The 21348-nt window shown below is 71.7% G+C and carries 16 protein-coding genes and 1 riboswitch; of the genes, 13 read left to right on the forward strand and 3 right to left on the reverse strand.

All coding sequences use genetic code 11. The features are described 5' to 3' along the window. The first annotated feature begins 371 nt into the window (after positions 1-371). The 3 genes from ACIBAE_RS20120 (at position 372) to ACIBAE_RS20130 (ending at position 5164) form a co-directional block, all read left to right on the forward strand. Complete coding sequence (locus ACIBAE_RS20120; RefSeq protein ID WP_399287114.1) at positions 372-554, forward strand: hypothetical protein; 183 nt, start codon at positions 372-374, stop codon at positions 552-554. A gap of 222 nt (positions 555-776) precedes the next feature. Continuing rightward, positions 777-4337, forward strand: a complete 3561-nt coding sequence (gene mfd / locus ACIBAE_RS20125; RefSeq protein ID WP_399287117.1) for a transcription-repair coupling factor — start codon at positions 777-779, stop codon at positions 4335-4337. A 53-nt stretch (positions 4338-4390) separates the two neighbouring features. Next, positions 4391-5164 carry an HNH endonuclease family protein gene (locus ACIBAE_RS20130; protein ID WP_399287120.1) on the forward strand — a complete coding sequence of 258 codons (774 nt, stop codon included), beginning with the start codon at positions 4391-4393 and terminating at the stop codon, positions 5162-5164. Between the two features lie 101 nt (positions 5165-5265). Here ACIBAE_RS20130 and ACIBAE_RS20135 read toward each other — a convergent pair whose 3' ends face one another. Next, positions 5266-6066, reverse strand: a complete 801-nt coding sequence (locus ACIBAE_RS20135; protein ID WP_399287123.1) for a hypothetical protein — start codon at positions 6064-6066, stop codon at positions 5266-5268. 219 nt (positions 6067-6285) lie between these two features. Between ACIBAE_RS20135 and ACIBAE_RS20140 the strand changes: the two genes are divergently transcribed. The 3 genes from ACIBAE_RS20140 to ACIBAE_RS20150 all read left to right on the forward strand — a co-directional run bounded on the left by ACIBAE_RS20140 (position 6286) and on the right by ACIBAE_RS20150 (position 10647). Next, the gene (locus ACIBAE_RS20140; protein ID WP_399287126.1) at positions 6286-8361 is read left to right on the forward strand and encodes an N-6 DNA methylase; all 2076 of its coding nucleotides are present in this window, start codon (positions 6286-6288) and stop codon (positions 8359-8361) included. 178 nt (positions 8362-8539) lie between these two features. Next, on the forward strand, positions 8540-9115 hold the full coding sequence (locus ACIBAE_RS20145) for a hypothetical protein (protein WP_399287404.1): 576 nt from the start codon (positions 8540-8542) through the stop codon (positions 9113-9115). Further along, the gene (locus ACIBAE_RS20150) at positions 9112-10647 is read left to right on the forward strand and encodes a protein kinase (protein WP_399287129.1); all 1536 of its coding nucleotides are present in this window, start codon (positions 9112-9114) and stop codon (positions 10645-10647) included. Before ACIBAE_RS20145 ends, ACIBAE_RS20150 begins: the two co-directional genes overlap by 4 nt. An 84-nt stretch (positions 10648-10731) precedes the next feature. Here ACIBAE_RS20150 and ACIBAE_RS20155 read toward each other — a convergent pair whose 3' ends face one another. Continuing rightward, positions 10732-11721, reverse strand: a complete 990-nt coding sequence (locus tag ACIBAE_RS20155) for a class I SAM-dependent methyltransferase (RefSeq protein WP_399287131.1) — start codon at positions 11719-11721, stop codon at positions 10732-10734. Between the two features lie 252 nt (positions 11722-11973). Here ACIBAE_RS20155 and ACIBAE_RS20160 point away from each other — a divergent pair, with 252 nt between their 5' ends. Then, a complete protein-coding gene (locus tag ACIBAE_RS20160; protein ID WP_399287134.1) occupies positions 11974-12366 on the forward strand; it encodes a GtrA family protein in 393 nt (130 codons plus the stop codon). A 74-nt stretch (positions 12367-12440) separates the two neighbouring features. Here ACIBAE_RS20160 and ACIBAE_RS20165 read toward each other — a convergent pair whose 3' ends face one another. Then, complete coding sequence (locus tag ACIBAE_RS20165; RefSeq protein WP_399287137.1) at positions 12441-13604, reverse strand: acyltransferase family protein; 1164 nt, start codon at positions 13602-13604, stop codon at positions 12441-12443. A gap of 469 nt (positions 13605-14073) precedes the next feature. Between ACIBAE_RS20165 and ACIBAE_RS20170 the strand changes: the two genes are divergently transcribed. The 6 genes from ACIBAE_RS20170 (at position 14074) to eno (ending at position 21302) form a co-directional block, all read left to right on the forward strand. Next, entirely contained in the window at positions 14074-14730 is a 657-nt protein-coding gene (locus tag ACIBAE_RS20170; protein WP_399287140.1) for a SurA N-terminal domain-containing protein, read from the forward strand. A 91-nt stretch (positions 14731-14821) separates the two neighbouring features. After that, positions 14822-15814, forward strand: coding sequence for a nucleoside triphosphate pyrophosphohydrolase (locus ACIBAE_RS20175; RefSeq protein ID WP_399287143.1), 993 nt, complete (start codon positions 14822-14824; stop codon positions 15812-15814). 223 nt (positions 15815-16037) lie between these two features. Further along, on the forward strand, positions 16038-17279 hold the full coding sequence (locus ACIBAE_RS20180) for a cytochrome P450 (protein ID WP_399287146.1): 1242 nt from the start codon (positions 16038-16040) through the stop codon (positions 17277-17279). Positions 17280-17532: 253 nt separating this feature from the next. Next, on the forward strand, positions 17533-18540 hold the full coding sequence (locus ACIBAE_RS20185) for a transglycosylase family protein (RefSeq protein WP_399287148.1): 1008 nt from the start codon (positions 17533-17535) through the stop codon (positions 18538-18540). Positions 18541-18815: 275 nt separating this feature from the next. After that, a riboswitch (cyclic di-AMP (ydaO/yuaA leader) is annotated at positions 18816-18989 on the forward strand. A 2-nt stretch (positions 18990-18991) separates the two neighbouring features. Then, positions 18992-19693 (forward strand): transglycosylase family protein, encoded by a 702-nt coding sequence (locus ACIBAE_RS20190; RefSeq protein WP_399287151.1) that lies wholly within the window; start codon positions 18992-18994, stop codon positions 19691-19693. A gap of 319 nt (positions 19694-20012) precedes the next feature. Further along, positions 20013-21302 (forward strand): phosphopyruvate hydratase, encoded by a 1290-nt coding sequence (eno, locus tag ACIBAE_RS20195; protein ID WP_399287154.1) that lies wholly within the window; start codon positions 20013-20015, stop codon positions 21300-21302. Positions 21303-21348: the final 46 nt, after the last annotated feature.

Here is a 21348-nt window from a genome sequence, read left to right on the forward strand (position 1 = left end):
TTTCTTGTGTGCGCGCCATGCTCGCGCATGCGTACGCTCCCTCATCCTCACGAATGAGGGAGATCTTATTTCCACCGATGTGGTGGACTGGATCCTACCGCCGTCGCTACGGCGTGAAGCAGGCCACACGGGTTGGCCGCGCCGCGAAGGCGCTCGTTTGCCGTCGTGCCCTGTCGCACCAGGCACGCCGGCAACCTTGCTTCCGACAAGGGAGATTCCAGGATGACCGTATCGCCGCAGCACCCCGCCCCGGAGCCGTTCGACCACGAGAAGGACTACGAGAAGGAGCTGTACGAACTCGTGCGCGATACCGCGCCCCGGCTGTTCGCCGTCGTCGCGGAGTACGCGCCGGTACGGAGGACGCCGACGCCATGGTCATCGCGTGGGGCCTCGCGTACGAGGACGGCAGGGCCGAGGTCACCCGGCTCGACAGCGGGCATCGGTGGCAGCTCGCGGCGGCGGATCAGGTCATGCGGTACATCGGGCGGTCGGAGGAGTGCTCCCCCCGGCTGGTGTGGGTCGCTCCGTCCGATGTAGGCGCGCGGGCCGCCTGACTCTCCCGTACCCGTAAGGCACCCCCCGTAAGACACACCCCCCGTAAGGCACCACCCCCGTGGGGCGGGCTCCGGCGGCGGCCCGCCCCGCCGTCCGGCCCGGCGTCGTACTCTGGGAACCCCCGGCCCGTGAGACGTGTCGGGCCCTTGGTGTTGCCCACCCCCACCGGCCCTGCGGCCCCACCGGCCCCGTGGCCTTTCGGACCCGGACGGAACCCCTTCATGAGCCTGCACGGTCTGCTGGACGCCGTTGTACGTGACCCGGCGCTCGCCGAAGCGGTGAAGGCCGCCGCCGACGGTCACCGCACGCATGTCGACCTGGTCGGACCGCCGGCCGCGCGGCCCTTCGCCGTGGCCGCGCTGGCGCGCGAGTCCGGGCGTCCGGTGCTGGCGGTGACCGCGACCGGCCGGGAGGCCGAGGACCTGGCGGCGGCCCTGCGGTCGCTGCTGGACCCGGAGACCGTCGCCGAGTACCCGTCGTGGGAGACCCTGCCGCACGAGCGGCTCTCACCCCGTTCCGACACCGTCGGCCGCCGCCTCGCCGTGCTGCGCCGCCTCACGCACCCCTCGCCGGACGACCCGGCGGCCGGGCCCGTCAGCGTCGTGGTCGCACCCGTACGTTCCGTACTCCAGCCGCAGGTCAAGGGCCTCGGCGAGCTGGTGCCCGTGGCGTTGCGCTCCGGGCAGAGCGCCGACCTGAACGAGGTCACGGAGGCGCTGGCGGCAGCCGCGTACGCCCGGGTCGAGCTGGTCGAGAAGCGCGGTGAGTTCGCCGTACGCGGCGGCATCCTGGACGTCTTCCCGCCCACCGAGGAACACCCCCTGCGGGTGGAGTTCTGGGGCGACGACGTCGAGGAGATCCGGTACTTCAAGGTCGCCGACCAGCGCTCGCTGGAGGTCGCCGAACACGGTCTGTGGGCGCCGCCCTGCCGTGAGCTGCTGCTCACGGACCAGGTACGGGAGCGGGCCGCCGCGCTCGCCGAGCTCCATCCGGAGCTGGGCGAACTGCTCGGCAAGATCGCCGAGGGGATCGCCGTCGAGGGCATGGAGTCGCTCGCTCCGGTACTCGTCGACGACATGGAGCTGCTGCTGGACGTCCTGCCGAAGGGATCGATGGCCCTGGTCTGCGAGCCGGAGCGGGTACGCACCCGGGCGGCGGACCTGGTGGCGACGAGCCAGGAGTTCCTGCAGGCGTCCTGGGCGGCGAGCGCGACCGGCGGTGAAGCACCCATCGACGTGGGCGCGGCCTCGCTGCGCTCGATCGCGGACATCCGGGAGCGGGCGCGTGAGCTGGGCATGCTGTGGTGGTCGCTGTCCCCGTTCGCCGTGGACGAGGAGATCTCACCGGAGTCCATCACGCTCGGGATGACCGCCCCGCAGGCGTACCGGGGCGACACCGCCCGCGCGCTCGCCGACACGAAGGGCTGGCTCGCCGAGGGCTGGCGCACCGTCTACGTCACGGAGGGCCAGGGCACCGCCTCCCGTACGGTCGAGGTGCTCGGCGGCGAGGGCATCGCGGCCCGGCTCGACATCCCTGGCGCGCGCAGCGCGGCCGGTCTCGGCGGGCTCGCCGACATCGACCCGTCCGTCGTCCATGTCGCCTGCGGCTCGATCGACCACGGGTTCGTCGACCCGGCGCTGCAACTGGCCGTCCTGACCGAGACCGACCTGTCCGGCCAGAAGGCGGCCGGCAAGGACGGCGTCCGGATGCCGGCCAAGCGCCGCAAGACCATCGACCCGCTGACGCTGGAGGCGGGCGACTTCGTCGTCCACGAGCAGCACGGCGTGGGCCGCTACGTCGAGATGGTGCAGCGCACCGTGCAGGGCGCGACCCGCGAGTACCTGCTCGTCGAGTACGCCCCCGCCAAGCGCGGCCAGCCCGGCGACCGGCTGTACATCCCCACCGACCAGCTGGAGCAGGTCACCAAATACGTGGGCGGCGAGGCCCCGACGCTGCACCGGCTCGGCGGCGCGGACTGGACGAAGACCAAGCAGCGCGCCAAGAAGGCCGTCAAGGAGATCGCCGCCGACCTGATCAAGCTGTACTCGGCGCGCATGGCGGCGCCCGGCCACGCCTTCGGCCCGGACACACCGTGGCAGCGGGAGCTGGAGGACGCCTTCCCGTACGTGGAGACGCCCGACCAGCTCTCGACGATCGCCGAGGTCAAGGAGGACATGGAGAAGACGGTCCCGATGGACCGGCTGGTCTGCGGCGACGTCGGCTACGGCAAGACCGAGATCGCGGTGCGGGCGGCCTTCAAGGCGGTCCAGGACGGCAAGCAGGTCGCGGTCCTCGTCCCCACGACGCTGCTGGTGCAGCAGCACTTCGGCACGTTCTCCGAGCGGTACGCGCAGTTCCCGGTGTCCGTGAAGGCGCTCTCCCGCTTCCAGTCGGACACCGAGGCGAAGGCGACGCTCCAGGGGCTGAAGGAGGGCGCGGTCGACATCGTCATCGGTACGCACCGGCTGTTCTCGTCCGAGACGAAGTTCAAGGACCTGGGCCTGGTCATCGTCGACGAGGAGCAGCGCTTCGGTGTGGAGCACAAGGAGCAGCTGAAGAAGCTCCGCGCCAACGTCGACGTCCTCACCATGTCCGCGACGCCCATCCCCCGTACGCTCGAAATGGCGGTCACCGGCATCCGGGAGATGTCGACGATCACCACCCCGCCGGAGGAGCGCCACCCGGTGCTCACCTTCGTCGGCCCCTACGAGGAGAAGCAGATCGGCGCGGCCGTCCGCCGTGAACTGCTGCGCGAGGGCCAGGTCTTCTACATCCACAACCGCGTCGAGTCGATCGACCGGGCCGCCGCCCGGCTCCGCGAGATCGTCCCCGAGGCGCGGATCGCCACGGCGCACGGCCAGATGTCGGAGGGCGCCCTGGAACAGGTCGTCGTCGACTTCTGGGAGAAGCGGTTCGACGTGCTGGTCTCCACGACGATCGTCGAGTCCGGCATCGACATCTCGAACGCCAACACCCTGATCGTGGAGCGCGGCGACAATTTCGGCCTCTCGCAGCTGCACCAGCTGCGCGGCCGGGTCGGCCGGGGGCGGGACCGGGGGTACGCGTACTTCCTGTACCCGCCGGAGAAGCCGCTGACCGAGACCGCGCACGAGCGGCTCGCGACGATCGCCCAGCACACGGAGATGGGCGCGGGCATGTACGTGGCGATGAAGGACCTGGAGATCCGTGGCGCGGGCAACCTGCTCGGCGGCGAGCAGTCCGGTCACATCGCGGGCGTCGGCTTCGACCTGTACATCCGCATGGTGGGCGAGGCGGTCGCCGACTACCGCGCCGCGATCGACGGCGGGGTGGAGGAGGAACCCCCGCTGGAGGTCAAGATCGAGCTGCCCGTCGACGCGCACGTCCCGCACGACTACGCGCCCGGCGAGCGGCTGCGCCTCCAGGCGTACCGCGCGATCGCCTCCGCGAACACGGAGGCGGACATCAAGGCGGTCCGCGAGGAACTGACCGACCGCTACGGCAAGCTCCCCGAGCCCGTCGAGAACCTGCTGCTGGTGGCGGGCCTGCGGATGCTGGCCCGGGCGTGCGGTGTGGGCGAGATCGTGCTGCAGGGCTCCAACATCCGTTTCGCGCCGGTGGAGTTGCGGGAGTCGCAGGAGCTGCGGCTGAAGCGGCTGCACCCCCGTACGGTCATCAAGCCGGCCGCGCACCAGATCATGGTCCCGCGCCCGACTGCGGGGAAGATCGGCGGCAAGCCGGTGGTGGGCCGCGAACTGCTGGCGTGGACGGGCGAATTCCTGACGACGATTCTCGGCTCGTAGTCCGGGTAGACGTCTCCTGCCGGGGCCACCGGCAGGAGACGTAAGGTGCGGACGTGCGCATACGTGAGGAACAGATAGCGGAAACGTGTCTGCGGGGAGGGGCCTTGGTCCTCTCCCTGCTCCTGCTCGCGGGCTGCAAGGAGCAACTCGGCGCGGCCCCGGGCGAGTCGGCGCCGGCCGCTCAGGGGGCCGGAAGCGGGGCCGGGCCGCTGGGCAACCCGGACGGGACGAAGCCGGGGCTCGCGGTGATCAGCTCCGAGGCCGACAGGAAGGCCGCGCGGCAGCTCATCGGGAAGGTGCGCACCGCCGGCCGGGGCCCGAAGACCGGTTACGCGCGGGACAAGTTCGGCTACGCCTGGATGGACTCGGCGGACGGGGTGCCGCTGGCGAGGAACGGTTGTGACACGCGGAACGACGTCCTCGCCCGGGACGGCCGGCAGGTGAAGTACCGCTCCGGGTCCGACTGTGTCGTCATCTCGATGACCTTGCGGGATCCGTACACGGGCAAGGCGATCGAGTGGCGCAAGGAGGCGGCCACGAAGGTGCAGATAGACCATGTGATGCCGCTGTCGTACGACTGGCAGATGGGCGCCGCGCGCTGGAACGAGTCCAAGCGGAAGCAGATCGCCAACGATCCGCTCAACCTCCTCCCGGTGGACGGCCCGGCCAACAGCTCCAAGAGTGACTCCGGCCCGGCGTCCTGGCTGCCGCCGGACAAGCGGATCCGCTGCTCGTACTCGGTGCGGTTCGCGCAGGTGTCCCTGAAGTACGACCTGCCGGTGACGGCGCCGGACAAGAAGATGATGCTGGCCCAGTGCGGCGGCTGACCGCCCGTCGGTGAGCCGCTCCGGCCGGGGGCTCCGGACACGACTGAGCGGGTCGGGCCATCCCCCTCCGATGGCCTGACCCGCTCATGTGGGGGACGGCGTCATTCGCCGAGCTTGTCCAGGTCCACGATGTCCTTGGTGGCGGGGGCCTTCGCGGCGAACGGCTTGCCGAAGTCCTTGAAGGTCATCGTGCCGGGTTCCTTGCCCGTCTCGGTGAGGCTCAGGAGGTACGGCTCGCCCTCCGTGGCGACGTGCAGGGTGTACTTGCCGCCCACGGTGGCCTCGGTGAGGATCAGCGACGGCAGGCCGTTCACCTCGCCGAGCTCTCCCCGGCGGGCGGCGTGGCCGACGTCCTTGAAGTCGGCCAGGACCTCGTCGAGGTCACAGAAAGCGACGAGATCCTTGGAGTCCGGGGCGGACACGTCGGTCTTGACCCAGCGGTCGGCGATCATCTCCACCATGGCGTCGGTCTCGTCCGCCGGCTCGCCCTTGTTCTGCGCCCGCAGGAACTCCTCGTCGTACTTCATGTAGACGGTCCGGCCGACCTTGGTGAGGGCCATGGCGCCCTCGTCGTTCATCGACAGCGTGCCCGCGCAGTCGCCCTTTCCGCCGAAGGTCAGGTCGAAGACGACATGTCCCTCGTCGGCGGTGTGCACATCGGCCTGGACGGTGACCGAGGAGGCGCCGTGCAGGGCCGCCAGGGCCTTTTCGGCGATCTCGGGACCCGACAGGTCCGCGAACGGCGCGGGCTTCTTGGCGGCGACGGTCTCCTCGGCGCCGGTGTTCCTGACCGCCTCGTCGGTCCCCGCTCCGCAGGCCGGGAGGGTCAGCAGGACGGCCGCGCAGAGAGCGCCGGCGAGCGTTCCGCGACGGATACGGGGGGAGACGGTGACACGGGACATGGGAGGGCCCTCCGGGCGGAAGTGCGGGCTGAGTGATGACGTGACCATCACATCAGAGCTTGTGAACCGAGTCAACATGGCATTGGCGACTAGCATCAGTCCACGGCGTGAATCGATGTCGCATACTCGACCCGGTATGCTCGGCGCCACACACCCGCGTCACCCCGCGTCACACACACGTCGCACGGCAGGCCCTGCGGTGAGGGAGGCAGCAGCCAGATGCCCGAGAACGCAGCAGAGGTCACAGCCGCCGGTATCGCCAGGCTCGCGGGGGTGGGCCGCGCCGCCGTCTCCAACTGGCGGCGCCGGCACGCCGATTTCCCCAAGCCCGTCGGCGGCACCGAGACGAGCCCGGCGTTCGCGCTCACCGAGATCGAGCAGTGGCTCCGCGACCAGGGGAAACTCGCCGAGGTACCCCTGCGCGAGCGGGTCTGGCAGGAGCTGTCCGGCGACCCCGCCGGTGCCGCCGCCGCGCTGGTCCGGGCGGGCTGCGCCCTGCTGCTCGTACGGGAACGCCCGACGGACTGGCTGGAGCTGGCCGCCGCCCCGGACGCGCTCCTCGCCGAACGGCTGCCCGCCGCCCTCGACCAGGTGCTGGCCCCACGCTTCGGCCCGGCGGGCGAGCGGGCCGTTCACACCCCGCCGGCCCACGAACTGCTGCCCGCCGTCCCACTCCTGCGCGGCGTCGCCGAGCTGGCCGCCGGGCTCGGCGCCTGCCAGACCTTCGAGTTCCTGCTCGGCCGCTATCTGAACGCCAACCCCCGGCAGTACACCCTCACCCCGCCCGAGGCCGCCGCGCTGATGGCGGCGCTGGCCGGCGCCGCCGCCCAGGACGCGACCGTCCTCGACCCCGCCTCCGGCACCGGCACCCTGCTGCGCGCCGTCCCCTTCCCGGCGGCCCTGTACGCCCAGGAGGCCGCCCCGGAACTGGCCGCACTCACCGGGCTGCGGCTCGCCCTGCACACCGACGCCCAGGTCCGGACGCGGGCGGCCGACACCCTGCGCGCCGACGCCTTCCCGGGGCTCGCGGCCGACGCCGTGCTCTGCCACCCGCCCTTCAACGAACGCAACTGGGGCCACGACGAGCTGGCGTACGACCCGCGCTGGGAGTACGGCTTCCCGGCCCGTACGGAGTCCGAACTGGCCTGGGTCCAGCACGCGCTGGCCCGGCTGCGCCCCGGCGGCACCGCCGTCCTGCTGATGCCGCCCGCCGCCGCGTCCCGCCGCTCGGGCCGCCGGATCCGCGCCGACCTGCTGCGCCGGGGCGCCCTGCGCGCCGTCGTCGGCCTGCCCGCCGGAGCCGCCCCTCCGTACGGCATCCCGCTCCACCTCTGGGTCCTGCGCAAGCCCACGGCGGGCGCCCGGCCCCCGGCCGAGCTGCTGCTCGTGGACACCGCCGAACTCTCCACGGGCGGCGGCCGCGAGAACCTCGACTGGGGCAGCGTCCACACCACCGTGCTCGACGCCTGGGAGCCCTTCGACCGGCAGGGCACGGTCGAGGAGCGGCCGGGCGTCAGCCGCGCCGTGCCCGTCATCGAACTCCTCGACGACGACGTGGATCTGGCCCCGGGCCGCCATCTCCCGCCCGCCGCCGGCGGCGGCGGAGCGGCCGAACTCGCCCACGTACGCGAGCGGCTGACCGACACGCTGCGGCTGACGGGCGAGCTCACCCCGCCGGCCGTTCCGGCCACCCGCGAAGGGCACCCGGAACCGGCCCGCCGGCCCGCCACCACCGTCGGTGAACTCGCCCGCGCCGGGGCGCTGGTGCTGCACACCGGCGGCGCGGGCAGCACCGCCGGGATGGAGCCCGTTCCCGTCCTCACCGAACAGGACGTGCTCGCGGGACGAGCCCCCTCGGGCACCCTGCCCGAAGGAGGGACCGAGGGCATGGCGGAGCAACCCGTACGGATCGCGGAGGGCGATGTCGTCGTCCCCGTCCTCGGCGGCGGGGCCGTCGCCCGGGTCGTCGACGCGGCCACCGCAGGCGCCGCGCTCGGTCGCAACCTCCAGCTGCTGCGGGCCGATCCGGCCGCCCTCGACCCGTGGTTCCTCGCCGGTTTCCTGCGCGGAACCGCCAACAACCGGCAGGCCAGCAGCTACGCCTCCACCGCGACCCGGCTCGATGTCCGCCGCCTCCAGCTGCCCCGGCTGCCGCTCGACGACCAACGGCGGTACGGGCAGCGCTTCCGCGAACTGGCCGCGTTCGAGGACGCGCTGCGGCTCGCGGGGCGGCTGGGCGAACAGCTGGTGCGGGGCATGTACGACGGTCTGACGGACGGCAGCGTCACGATGTGATCAGCACGATGTGATCGGCCCGACAACAGTTCGGTACAACCCGGAGGCTGTTGTCGGTGTCGGTGTATACGCTCGGATCCGCACTCGATACGTCCGTACACGCTTCCCAGGAGCAGCATTGCAGGGCCACGGCCACACCCCACCGCCGGCACGGCGACCGCGCTCCGCCGTGCTCGTCATGCTCCGGGTGCTGTTCGTGGCCATGACGCTGGGAAGTATCGGATTCCTCGGCTGGGCGGCCATGCTGCGGATCGCGATCGTGCGCCGTCGCCCGGGCGACTGGGTGATGTTCTGCGTCGTGCTCCTGCTGTGCGTGACCGCGCTGATATTCATGGGCCAGGGTGACGCCTCCGAGGAGCCGACCGGGCCGGACGTCGTCGCGGTGGCTCTCCTCTTCCTGATGTCGGCCGGGGTCACGGCCCACTTCCTCGTCGCCGACATCAAGCACTTCTCCCCGGCCGGCCCGGGGCCGGGGGGCGTGTACGCGCCGTCACCCGGGTACGGATACGGCTACCCGTCGTATGCCGCCGGGGCGACGCGGCCCCTTCAGCCGCTCCCGCCCGTGCAGCCACCCCCGGGCGCGCAGCCGCTCCCGCCCATGCAGCCGACCCCGCCCCCGCCCGCACAGCAGCCGCCGCCCGCGCAGCCGCCGCACCCGCGCGCGCCCCGTATCGACCAGGTGCGCGCCGAGCTCGACGAGCTCAGTGACCTCCTGCGCAAGGGCCGGGAAGACAAGGAGCGGGAAGGCAGGTGAACGGGCGTGTCATCGGGGGGCGCTACGAGCTGTCCACCGTCATCGGCCAGGGCGGCATGGGCCAGGTCTGGACGGCGTACGACCAGCGGCTCGACCGCCGCGTCGCCGTGAAGCTGCTCCGCCCGGACCGGATGGCGGCCGCCACGGGCGCCGACGAGATGCGCCGGCGCTTCGTCCGCGAGTGCCGGGTCACCGCCCAGGTCGACCACCCCGGCCTGGTCACCGTCCACGACGCGGGCGGTGACGAGGAGGACCTCTACCTCGTCATGCAGTACGTCGAGGGCGCGGACCTCGCCGACCACCTCGCCGAACACGACCCGTACCCGTGGCCGTGGGCCGTCGCGATCGCCGCCCAGCTGTGCGCGGTCCTCGCCGCCGTGCACGCCGTGCCCATCGTCCACCGCGACCTCAAGCCGAGGAACGTGATGGTCAGGCCCGACGGCACGGTCACCGTCCTCGACCTCGGCGTCGCCTCCGTCATCGACACCGACACCACCCGCCTCACCCACACCGGCTCCCCCATCGGCAGCCCCGCCTATATGGCTCCCGAGCAGGCGATGGGCGGCGCGGTCGGCCCGTACACCGACCTGTACGCCGTCGGCGTGCTCCTGCACGAACTGCTCAGCGGCGAAGTCCCGTTCGCCGGTTCCACGGCGCTCGGCGTGCTCCACCGCCACCTGTACGAACCGCCACGGCCGATCCGCGGCCTCCGGCCGGAAGTCCCCGAGGCGCTGGAAGCGCTCGTCCTGCGGCTGCTCGCCAAGGACCCGCAGCACCGCCCCGCCGGCGCCCAGGAGGTGTACGAGCAGCTCGCCCCGCTCCTGCCCCCGCGTGGCGGCCACGGGGCCGGCCCGCTCGATCCGACGCGCCCCTTCAGCCGCCCGTACGCCCCCTGGCCCGACCGGGCCGCCACCCCGCCGTCCGTGCCCGCACCCCCGCGGCACACGCCTGTCGCGGCGGACCGCCCCGACGTCGCCGCCGCCGTCGACGAGGTCAAGCGCCTCCTCGGCGAGGGCAGCATCACGCAGGCCGTGGACATCCTCGGCGCCATCCTCCCGGCGGCCGCCGCCGAGCACGGCGAGCGCTCCCCCGTCGTCCGCATCCTGCGCAAGCAGTACGCGGCGACGCTGATGGACGACGGCCAGTACCGCCGGGCCCTGCCCGAGCTGCGCCGGCTCGCCGACGACCGGGCCGCGGAGGCCGGGCCCGGCGACGCGGGGACGCTCCAGTACCGCTACGACGCGGCGCAGTGCCTGGAGCAACTCGGCGACGCGGCCGCCGCTCTGGCCGAGTACCGCGCGGTGCTCCCGTACCACCAGAGCGGGCAGCGGCCCGGCGACGACCCGGGCCGTGCCTTCGACATCCGGCACCGCATCGGACATCTGCTGCTCGCGGTCGGCGATCACACGGCGGCGCGGCAGCAGTTCCAGTCCCTGCTGTGGGACACGGAGCGCGCGTACGGCCCGCACCACGCCCTGCCCGCCGAGCTGCGCCGCGCCCTCGACCGCCAGCAGCAGTTCCGCGACCGCTGAGGGACCGGTCCCGGAGAGACCGGTGCTGGAGAGGCCGGTGCTGGAGAGGCCGGTCCCGGATCGCCCGGCCCTGGGGGGCCGTGCTCAGGCGCGGGCCCGCAGGAAGGCGGAGGTGGCCGCCCGCCCCAGCATCTCCAGGCGCGAAGCGCCACCGGCGAGATGCTGGTCGGCGGCCTGCTGGACACCCGGCCAGCTCTTGTCCCCGTAGTCGTCGACGACGACGATCCCGCCGGGCGCGATGATCTCCTCGACCCACTCCAGGTCGGCCAGCACGCCCTCCTTCGAGTGGTCGCCGTCCACCACGATCACGCCGTAGCGGCGGTCGGAGACCGCGGCCCGCACCTCAGGATCGCCCGAGAGCCCCCGCTGGATCCGTGCCTCGGCGCCGGCGCGGCCGGCCAGAGCCAGGTTGGCGCGGACGACATCCATCCGTACCGGCGTACCGGTCGGCTCGGCCCCCTGCTTCGCGCCCGGCTGCAGCTGACTGCCCGCCAGCGGATCGACGATCGTCAGCCGCGCCTCCAGGCCCGCGCGGTGCAGCATCCGGGTCAGCGTCGCCGCGAAGAGCCCGTGCAGGGTGCCGATCTCCAGCACGTCCTCGTTGGGCGGGGCGAGCAGCGGGACGGCGGCGAGCTTGCCGCACACGTTGTAGGTCGTACCGGCCAGCCGGCCGACCCCGAGCGCCTCCAGCGCGACCACGTTGCGGAAGGCGACAGTGACATCGCGGCGGGCGTACGCACTGTCCTCCCCGGTCAACTCGGCGATCTCACGCACCAGGGTGTCGACCTCGGCGGCGTTCGGCACCCGGTCGTTGACGCGGCCCGTACGGTCGAACAGCAGGCTGGTCGCGTACTGGTGACGGCGCAGCTCGGCCACCTCGCGGCGCAGGGTTTCGAGGTCGGTGCGCAGCGCGTCCACGGCGGGCTTCGCCCGCTGGTCGACGCGCTGGTCCACGCGCCGGTCGACGCGCTGCTCCATGCGCTTGTCCACCCGCTTGTCCACGCGCCTGTCGACATGGGTGGCGGCGGGCCGCACGATCCGCTTGGTCAGCCGGTTTCTGAGGAGGAATGACATGTGCGGAACGTACGCCGCACTACCGGGCCGGGGACCACCAGCGGATGGTGAACAGATGAACCGTTGATGCTCGGAGATCAACGGCCCGGTGGAAGGGCGGAGGTGGGGAGAGCGGGTGGGGAGGGCGGGTGGGGAGGCGAAGCGAGGAGGAGGGAAGGTGGGGAGGGCGGGGCACCGGCCTGTGCCACACTCCCGGCACGGGCTTCCGCACCGGGCGGGGCCACCGCGGAGCCGGGAAGAGCGCGTACGCAGATGACGGTCCGGGAGCAGATCATCAGGTTCGCCCTGGTCGGCGTGGTCAACACCGGCACGTACTACTGCTGTTATCTCCTGCTGCTCCACCTGCTGCCGTATGTCGCGGCGCACGTTGTCGCGTTCGTGCTGAGCATGACCGGCTCGTTCTTCCTGAACAGCCGGTTCACCTATCGGAGCCGCCCGACGTGGCGGAAGTTCCTGCTCTTCCCGCTCACCAACGCCGCGAATTTCGTCATCACCACGAGCGGCGTGTACCTGCTGGTGGACGTCCTGCACCTGGGCAGCCGCTACGCGCCGCTGATCACCGCGGCGGCGGCCGTCCCGATCACCTTCGCCGTCTCCCGGACGATTCTGCTCCGCCCGGACCACGCGCCGGAAGCCGGACGCTGACCCCCGCCGCCGCGCGGTCGTCAGGACCACGCGGCGGCTGTCGGGGCCGTCACCGGATCGTCTCCGGCCCGTCCTCACGTGCGCAGCCGTACCGCCAGTCGTTCCGCCTGCCGCTTCATCGTGCGCTTGAGGCGCGGACCGAACGGCTTCTCCACCAGCCGGTGGATCAGCCACGCCAGCACCAGCATCGCGACGATCGTGGTGACGAAGGTCAGCCTCGGTTCCAGGCCGAAGTACCTGCGCAGGATGGCGATCGTGAACCAGCCGAGATGTTCGTGGACGAGATAGAACGGATAGGTGAGCGCTCCGGCGACCGACAGCCAGCGCCAGTTCGCCCAGCGCAGCCAGCCCAGGGCCACCGCCGCCACGGACGCGAACGCGAAGGTGACGATCAGCAGGATCACGTACGGGGAACGCTCCAGGTAGACGTTGGTCGCGTTGGGGTCCCACAGGGCGGTGGTGGCGTAGCGCTGGCCGAGGAGCCAGCTGGTGGCGACGATGCCCCAGAGCAACAGGTCGCTGCCGTACCGGTGGATCAGGTACAGCGCCAGACCACCGATGAAGAAGGGCGCGTGGTCGCGCATCACGATCTCGTCGGTGAGCGGGGTGTCGGCGACCCGGGCCAGTCCGCCGGCCACGGTCCACAGACAGCAGAAGATCACGACGCGGCGGTAGGTGACGCCCTTCCACACCACGAAGAGCGCGAAGAGCAGATAGAAACGCGCCTCGACCCACAGGGTCCAGCACACGCCCAGCACCCGGCCCACGCCCACGGGCTGCTGGAGCATCGTCAGGTTGACCAGCACCTCGTCGAGGCGCAGCGGCTTGGAGACCCAGGGAAGCGCGACGCACGCGGCGGTGGTCAGCACGATGGCCACCCAGTAGGCGGGGTAGAGCCGCGAGACACGGGAGCGGAAGAAGTCCCCGAGCGAACGGCCCCAGCTGCTCATGCAGATGACGAAGCCGCTGATGACGAAGAAGAGCTGCACACCCAGGGAACCGTAGGTGGCGAAGGCGGACAGGTCGGGGAACAGCTCCTTCGGAGACCCGTTCCAGACCTCGCTCGCCTGGCCCTTGCCCGCGTAGTGGAAGACACAGACCATGAGCGCCGCCAGGATGCGCAGCCCGTCGAGGGCGCGCATCCGGTTGTGCTGGGGGGCCGGTGCCGCCGAGGGTGTCGGGAGGCTCTCCGGCCCGGGTGCCGGTTCCGGCGTTCGGGCCAGGGTCGCGTGAGTCATTCCGTTCGTTCCGTTCGTCGGTTCCGGAGCGTGGGGCGCCGCCGCGTACGTCCGGGCGGGGCCGGAAGCGCTGGATACGGCGGAAGGCCAGGAGACCGGCGGGGCGCGGAAGGCCCGGGGGGAGGCCTGCGTGGCGGCAGCTTCCAGTAGAGGGACCGTAGGCGGCGTCCGGTGAACGGCTCGACGGCGACGGAATGAACAGGGGGGCCGTGGAGGTGACCGAGGGGTGAACTGCCGCTGTGGGGGCGCGGATTACCGGCCGGCCCGACGGAGGGGACCGCCGTACGGGCCCCGCGAGGCGGTGGTGACGGCACCGCGGACGCCCCCGACCGCCGCCCCACCGGGCCGCGCACCCGAATCTCCCCGTGAATCGTTGGTCGAACCAGTGGCCCAGGCCACGCCGACTGCCTAACATCGATCACCGCAAGGTCTTTGTGCATCGCCGCACAATCACGCCGGGAGGCCCCCTTTGCACCGCCGCCGTCGCACCGCGCTCTCCTTCTCCGCCGCGCTTCTCGCCGCGGCCCCCCTGCTCACCGCGTGTGGGAGCGACGCGCACCCAGGAGCGGCGGCGGTCGTCGGGGGGCAGCGGATCGAGGTGTCCGCACTGCAGGCCCAGGTGCGCGAGGTCCGGACCGCGCAGGAGGCGTCGCAGGAGTCCGCGCAGCTCATCAAGAACACCGGGCAGCTCAACCAGATCAAACTGAACAACATGATCTTCGACCGGATTCTGCGGCGGGCCGCCGACGACGCCGGGGTGACGACCAGCCGCAAGGAGATCCAGACCACCCGGCAGCAGGCCGCCGCTCAGTCGGGCGGCGAGAAGCAGCTCGCGATGATGCTGCTCCAGCAGCGCGCGTTCGCCCCGGGGCAGATCGACAGCGCGATCGGCCGTGACGTACTGCTCGGCAAGCTGGCCCAGGCACTCGGCACCGACGTCTCGACACCGCAGGGCGTGCAGGCGTTCCTCGCCGCGCTGACCAGGACGTCGGAGAAGCTCGGTGTCGACGTCAATCCGCGCTACGGCAGCTGGAACTACCAGCAGGTCACGCTCGGCGAGGCCGAGACGCCGTGGATCAAGCAGGTCACCGTGCAGGCACCGCAGCAGGAGCCCTCCGACGCGTGACGGGCGCCGGCCCGTCGGCCGCCACCGGTGTCCGGGACCGTACATCGGTAGCGGCCGACACGCCGGGACCGGCCGGAGGTAGGTTCGTGGAGTGACAAACGAAGCTCCCGAGGCCCCCGGCCGTATCGTCCTGCTGACCGCCAGCCACCGGGTCGCGCCCGGCCTGCTGTCCTGGCCCGCCTGGCAGACGCTGCACGCCGCCGACCGGGTGCTGTGCGCCGACGCCGGCCACCCGCAGCTGCCGTATCTGCGCGAGGCCGGCATCACCGTCGAGCACACCGCGCCCACCGCGCGTGAACTGCTCGACGCGTGTGCCGGCGGCCGTACGGTCGTGGTCGTCCCCGCCTCCGGGGGCGACGGCACCGATACGGCGCTCACCGACGGCCTCGCCCGGCTGGCCGGCTCCGGCCGCGTGTCGATGCCCGACCTGGAGCTGCTCCCCGGCTCGTACGACCTGCCCGGCGCCCGGCTCCTCGACCTCGTGCAGGTCATGGACCGGATCAGGACCGAGTGCCCCTGGTCGTCCACCCAGACGCACAAGGGCCTCGCCAAGTACGGCATCGAGGAGGCGTACGAACTCGTCGAGGCGATCGAGGACGGCGACAGCGACGAGCTGCGCGAGGAACTCGGAGACGTACTCCTCCAGGTCGTCTTCCACGCCCGGATCGCGCAGGAGGGCCTGGAGGAGGGGATCGAGCCGTTCTCCATCGACGACGTGGCCGCCACGATCGTCGAGAAGCTCATCCACCGCCATCCCCATGTCTTCGGCGACGAGACCGCCGAGACCCCCGAGGACGTCAAGGCGCACTGGCTCCGGACCAAGGCGGTCGAGAAGCAGCGCGACTCGGTGACCGACGGCGTCCCCCTGGGCCAGCCCGGCCTCGCCCTCGCCTCCAAGCTCGCGGGCCGCGTCCGCACCGCCGCCCTGGAGGTCCCCCTCCCGGCGGGCGGGGGCATCGGCGCCGAGCTCCTCGCCCTCGCCGTACGCGCGGAACGGGACGGGATCGACCCCGAGACGGCCCTGCGCGCGGCGGCCCGTACCTACCGGGAGGCGATCCGCGCGGCCGAGGGGCACGCCGTCTAGGCGTACGGCCGTGCCGCCGTGCCGCCGTACGGCCGTACGGCCGTACAGGCGTACAGGCGTACGGCCGCCATACGTTGTACAGCCGCATCGCCGGACGGCCGTACAACGGGAGCCGTGAGGGGCCGGAGTGCCGGAAGTCCGGGGCCCGGGAACCCGGGAACCCGGAAGCCCGGAAGCCCGGAGCGCCGGCGGCCCGGTGCCCGGCCGGCGTTACTGTCGGGGCATGTCGTCATCCCCCGCGCCCGAGCTCTTCACCTGGGAGTTCGCCACCGACCCGTATCCCGCCTACGCCTGGCTGCGCGAGCACGCGCCCGTGCACAGGACCGCCCTGCCCAGTGGCGTCGAGGCGTGGCTCGTGACGCGGTACGGGGATGCCCGGCAGGCCCTGGCCGACGCGCGGCTCTCCAAGAACCCGGTGCATCACGCCGAGCCGGCGCACGCGAAGGGGAAGACGGGGATCCCCGGGGAGCGCAAGGCGGAGCTGATGACGCATCTGCTGAACATCGATCCGCCGGACCACACCCGGCTGCGGCGGCTGGTGTCCAAGGCGTTCACGCCGCGCCGGGTCGCCGAGTTCGCCCCGCGCGTACAGCAGCTGACCGACCAGCTCATCGACGGCTTCGCCGCCAAGGGCGAGGCGGACCTGATCCACGACTTCGCCTTCCCGCTCCCGATCTACGCGATCTGCGATCTCCTCGGGGTGCCGCCCGAGGACCAGGACGACTTCCGGGACTGGGCCGGCATGATGATCCGGCACAGCGGCGGGCCGCGCGGCGGGGTGGCACGCGCCGTGAAGAAGATCCGCGCCTATCTCGCCGAGCTCATCCACCGCAAGAGGGAGAACCCCGGCGACGACCTGATCTCCGATCTGATCCGGTCCAGCGATCACGGCGAACATCTGACCGAGAACGAGGCCGCCGCCATGGCCTTCATCATCCTGTTCGCCGGTTTCGAGACCACGGTGAACCTGATCGGCAACGGCGTGCTCGCCCTGCTGCGCGACCCCGGACAGCGCGAACGGCTCCAGGATTCCCTGCACGCGGGCGAGGGCGAGCTGCTCGCGACGGGCATCGAGGAGTTGCTGCGGTACGACGGGCCGGTGGAGATCGCGACCTGGCGGTTCGCCACCGAGCCGCTGACGCTCGGCGGGCAGCCGATCGCGACGGGCGATCCCGTCCTGGTCGTCCTCGCGGCCGCCAATCGCGACCCCGAGCGCTTCGCGGACGCGGATGTCCTCGACCTCGGGCGGCGCGACAACCAGCATCTCGGATACGGGCACGGCATCCACTACTGCCTCGGTGCGCCGCTCGCCCGGCTGGAGGGGCAGTCGGCGCTCGCGACGCTTCTGACGCGCCTGCCGGACGTCCGGCTCGCGGAGGATCCCGCCGATCTGCGGTGGCGCGGCGGACTCATCATGCGGGGGCTGCGCACGCTGCCGGTGCGGTTCACGCCCACGTCCGGCTGACGCCGCGCCGGCATCCGGCCAACACACGGCCGCAGCGGTGCCGGTGGCGGGCCGGTGCCGAGCCGACGACGGGCCTGCGACGGGCCTGCGCAGAACTGACGCGCCATCAATACCGTGACTTTCATGTGATCTCCGCTGCATCGACTTGTGACAAGCGTTCGAGTACCGCTACGTTCACGACGATCTACACGATCACCACGGCCCGGCGGCCGTCCGCCGCGGCCGTACGGACAGTCACACGGAAGGCAACCGCATGCGCTCCGGGAACGGCAGACACCGTCGGCCTCGCCAGGCCCCCGCTCTGATCGTCGCCGCGGGGGTGACCGGATCGGCCATCGCCATCCCGCTGCTCGGCGCCGGCGCCGCCGGTGCCGCCGACGCCACCACCTGGAACCGCGTCGCGGACTGCGAGACCGGTGGCATGTGGAGCGCGGACCTCGGCAACGGGTACTACGGAGGGCTCCAGCTGTCCCAGCAGACCTGGGACAGCTTCGGCGGCGCGCAGTACGCCGCCCGCGCCGACCTCGCGAGCCGCGCCCAGCAGATCTCGATAGCGGAGAAGGTGCTCGCCGCCCAGGGGCCGAAGGCCTGGGCGAGCTGCGCGCCGCTCTCGGGCCTGACGAACGACGGCACCCTGCCCGACGTCAACCCCGGCTCCGTGCCCCGGGGCGCCGAGACCGCGCCGGAGAGCCGGAGCACCGGCGCCGCGGCGTCCACCCCCTCACCGGGCGCGAGCACCGGCGGCGACAGTGCGACGGGCACCGGCACGGGTACGAAGGGGTCGGCGGACGAGCGGACCGGATCCGGTTCCTCCACGGCGCCCACCTCCGGAGCCTCGGGCGCGACGGACGCCACCGGCCAGGACGACAGCGATCCGGCCACGGGCAAGCACCGTGGCACGGCCGCCCCGAACGATGCCACATCCGACAATACGGACGAAGAGCGCGAATCCGGCCGCCATGCCTCACGAGGTGACGGATCGGCACGAGGGTCCGAAAACGTCACGGATGGCATCGCGGGCGGCATCACGGACGGCGTGACGGATGGCTCGACGGACGCCATCACCGGCGGCGGCACCGGCGCGGCGGACGCCGCCGACGCCCCCTACACCGTCCTCCCCGGCGACTCCCTCTGGAACATCGCGGACCAGCAGAAGGTGTCCGGCGGCTGGACCGCGATCTACGAGGCGAACAAGGACACCGTCGGCTCCGACCCCGACCTCATCCTCCCTGGCCAGAGCCTTGATCTCGGCGTGAAGTAAGGCCGCTCCCACGGGCACTTAGAGACCCTATGTCCACTTCTGTACGAGTGAGACAAGGGTCTCTTTGCCGTAACTAGGGCCTTTTGGCCCCCCGGTTGGCCCGATCCCCCGCCCACCTGCGGAAACAACCGGCTCACGGTGGGGGGTACGGGCGATTTTTCCCGGATGTTCTTCTTTGAACAACCGGTGGGCCTGTGATTACGGTCTGAACCGCTCGCACCGCGGGCCCCTTCGACCGGCACGCCGAATCCTGCCGTCGGCCGAGGGAGTAGTCGTCGCGTCAAGCGCCGAAGGCAGGAGCGGGGGACCCAAGGTTCGCTGCCGTTCACGGCCGTCGAGAGACGGCCGGTGACCGGCTCGGGGTGGAGCCGCGTGTGCAAGCACGCGGCCGGGCAACTCACTTGGCCCGAACCCGACAGCTGACCTCGTAGGCGTCGGTGAGGAGAACTTCATGCAGCTGCGTTCCGTCAAGGCCAAGCACGCCCGTCCGTCCAAGGCCTTCCGCTACGCCACGCTCGCCGGCATCACCGGTGCCGCTCTCGCGGCCCCGCTGTTCGCCACCACGTCCGCCTCCGCCGCGACCACCTCCGAGTGGGACCGGGTCGCCCAGTGCGAGTCCACCGGCAACTGGTCCATCAACACGGGCAACGGTTTCTACGGCGGCCTCCAGTTCACCTCGTCCACCTGGGCCGCGTACGGCGGCACCGCCTACGCGCCCCGCGCCGACCTGGCGTCCAAGTCCCAGCAGATAACCATCGCCGAGAAGGTCCTGGCCGGTCAGGGCAAGGGCGCCTGGCCGAGCTGTGGCGTGAACCTGTCCAACGCCGCGTACACCGGCGGATCCGCCGGCTCCGGCACGCAGGAGCAGGCCCAGCCGAAGCCGCAGCGCACCCAGCAGGCCGCCCCCCAGCGGCAGGCGCAGGCGCCGCAGCCCACCCGCACCACCGAGCAGCACGCCTCGCGCGGCGCGAGCCGCCCCACCACGATCAAGAAGGGCGACGGCGACTACAAGGTCAAGTCCGGCGACACCCTTTCGAAGATCGCCGCCTCGCACCACGTCAAGGGCGGCTGGAAGAAGCTGTTCGACCTGAACAAGGACATCGTCCGCGACGCCGATGTGATCTTCCCGGGTCAGCGGCTGCACCTCAGCTGACCCGTTCCCGGCCGGTCACCCCATTCCCGGCCGGCCACCCCGGCCCGGCGCGACGCCCCCGATCGCGCCGGGCCGGGGTTTCGCGTACCGGGCGGAATCCCGCGTACCGGGCGGTGCGCGTTTCCCGGTGCGCGTGTCCGGACGCGCGTCCGGGCGCGGGCCCCGTCCACACCGTGGGTGTTATGTCCGTTCCGGCCGTGATGGGGGCCTCTTTTCGTCCCATCGGGCGGGCACCGGCAGGCCGGAGACCCCGGGCCCGTTAGGCTCATGTCGCAAGGCCAAGAGACCCTGCACTTCAAGCGTCACATCCCAGAAGGAGATGCTCGTGCCGTCCATCGACGTCGTCGTAGCCCGGGAAATCCTCGACTCCCGAGGCAACCCCACGGTCGAGGTCGAGGTCGGCCTCGACGACGGCAGCACGGGTCGTGCTGCTGTCCCCTCCGGTGCCTCCACCGGTGCGTTCGAGGCCCTTGAGCTCCGCGACGGTGACCAGAACCGCTACCAGGGCAAGGGTGTCGAGAAGGCAGTCCTCGCCGTCATCGAGCAGATCGGCCCCGAGCTGGTCGGCTACGACGCCACCGAGCAGCGCCTGATCGACCAGGCCATGTTCGACCTGGACGCCACCCCGGACAAGTCGTCGCTCGGCGCCAACGCCATCCTCGGCGTCTCCCTCGCCGTCGCGCACGCCGCCTCCGAGGCGTCCGACCTGCCGCTCTTCCGCTACCTGGGCGGCCCGAACGCGCACCTGCTGCCCGTTCCGATGATGAACATCCTGAACGGTGGGTCGCACGCCGACTCCAACGTCGACATCCAGGAATTCATGATCGCCCCGATCGGCGCGGAGTCCTTCTCCGAGGCGCTGCGCTGGGGTGCCGAGGTCTACCACACCCTCAAGAAGGTCCTGAAGCAGAAGGGCCTGTCCACCGGCCTCGGCGACGAGGGCGGCTTCGCGCCGAACCTGGAGTCCAACCGCGCCGCGCTGGACCTCATCCTTGAGGCCATCAAGGAAGCCGGCTACACCCCGGGCAAGGACATCGCGCTCGCGCTCGACGTCGCCGCCTCCGAGTTCTACAAGGACGGCGCCTACGAGTTCGAGGGCAAGTCCCGCTCGGCCGCCGAGATGACCGAGTACTACGAGGAGCTCGTCGCCTCGTACCCGCTCGTCTCCATCGAGGACCCGCTGTTCGAGGACGACTGGGCCGGCTGGAAGACCCTCACCGACAAGCTGGGCACCAAGGTCCAGATCGTCGGCGACGACCTCTTCGTCACCAACCCGGAGCGCCTCGCCCGTGGCATCGAGGAGGGCTCGGCCAACGCCCTGCTCGTCAAGGTGAACCAGATCGGTTCGCTGACCGAGACCCTGGACGCCGTCGAGCTGGCGCAGCGCAGCGGCTTCAAGTGCATGATGTCCCACCGTTCCGGTGAGACCGAGGACGTCACGATCGCCGACCTCGCCGTCGCCACCAACTGCGGCCAGATCAAGACCGGCGCCCCGGCCCGCTCCGAGCGCGTCGCCAAGTACAACCAGCTGCTGCGCATCGAGGAGATCCTCGACGACGCGGCGGTGTACGCGGGTCGCAGCGCCTTCCCGCGGTTCCGCTCCGTCTGAGCGGGTCGGCGGTAGCGTCGCGCGGTCGGTGACAGAACGGGCGTCA

Origin of the sequence: Streptomyces sp. NPDC051569 (genome assembly GCF_044454085.1) — a bacterium.
Classification (GTDB): domain Bacteria; phylum Actinomycetota; class Actinomycetes; order Streptomycetales; family Streptomycetaceae; genus Streptomyces.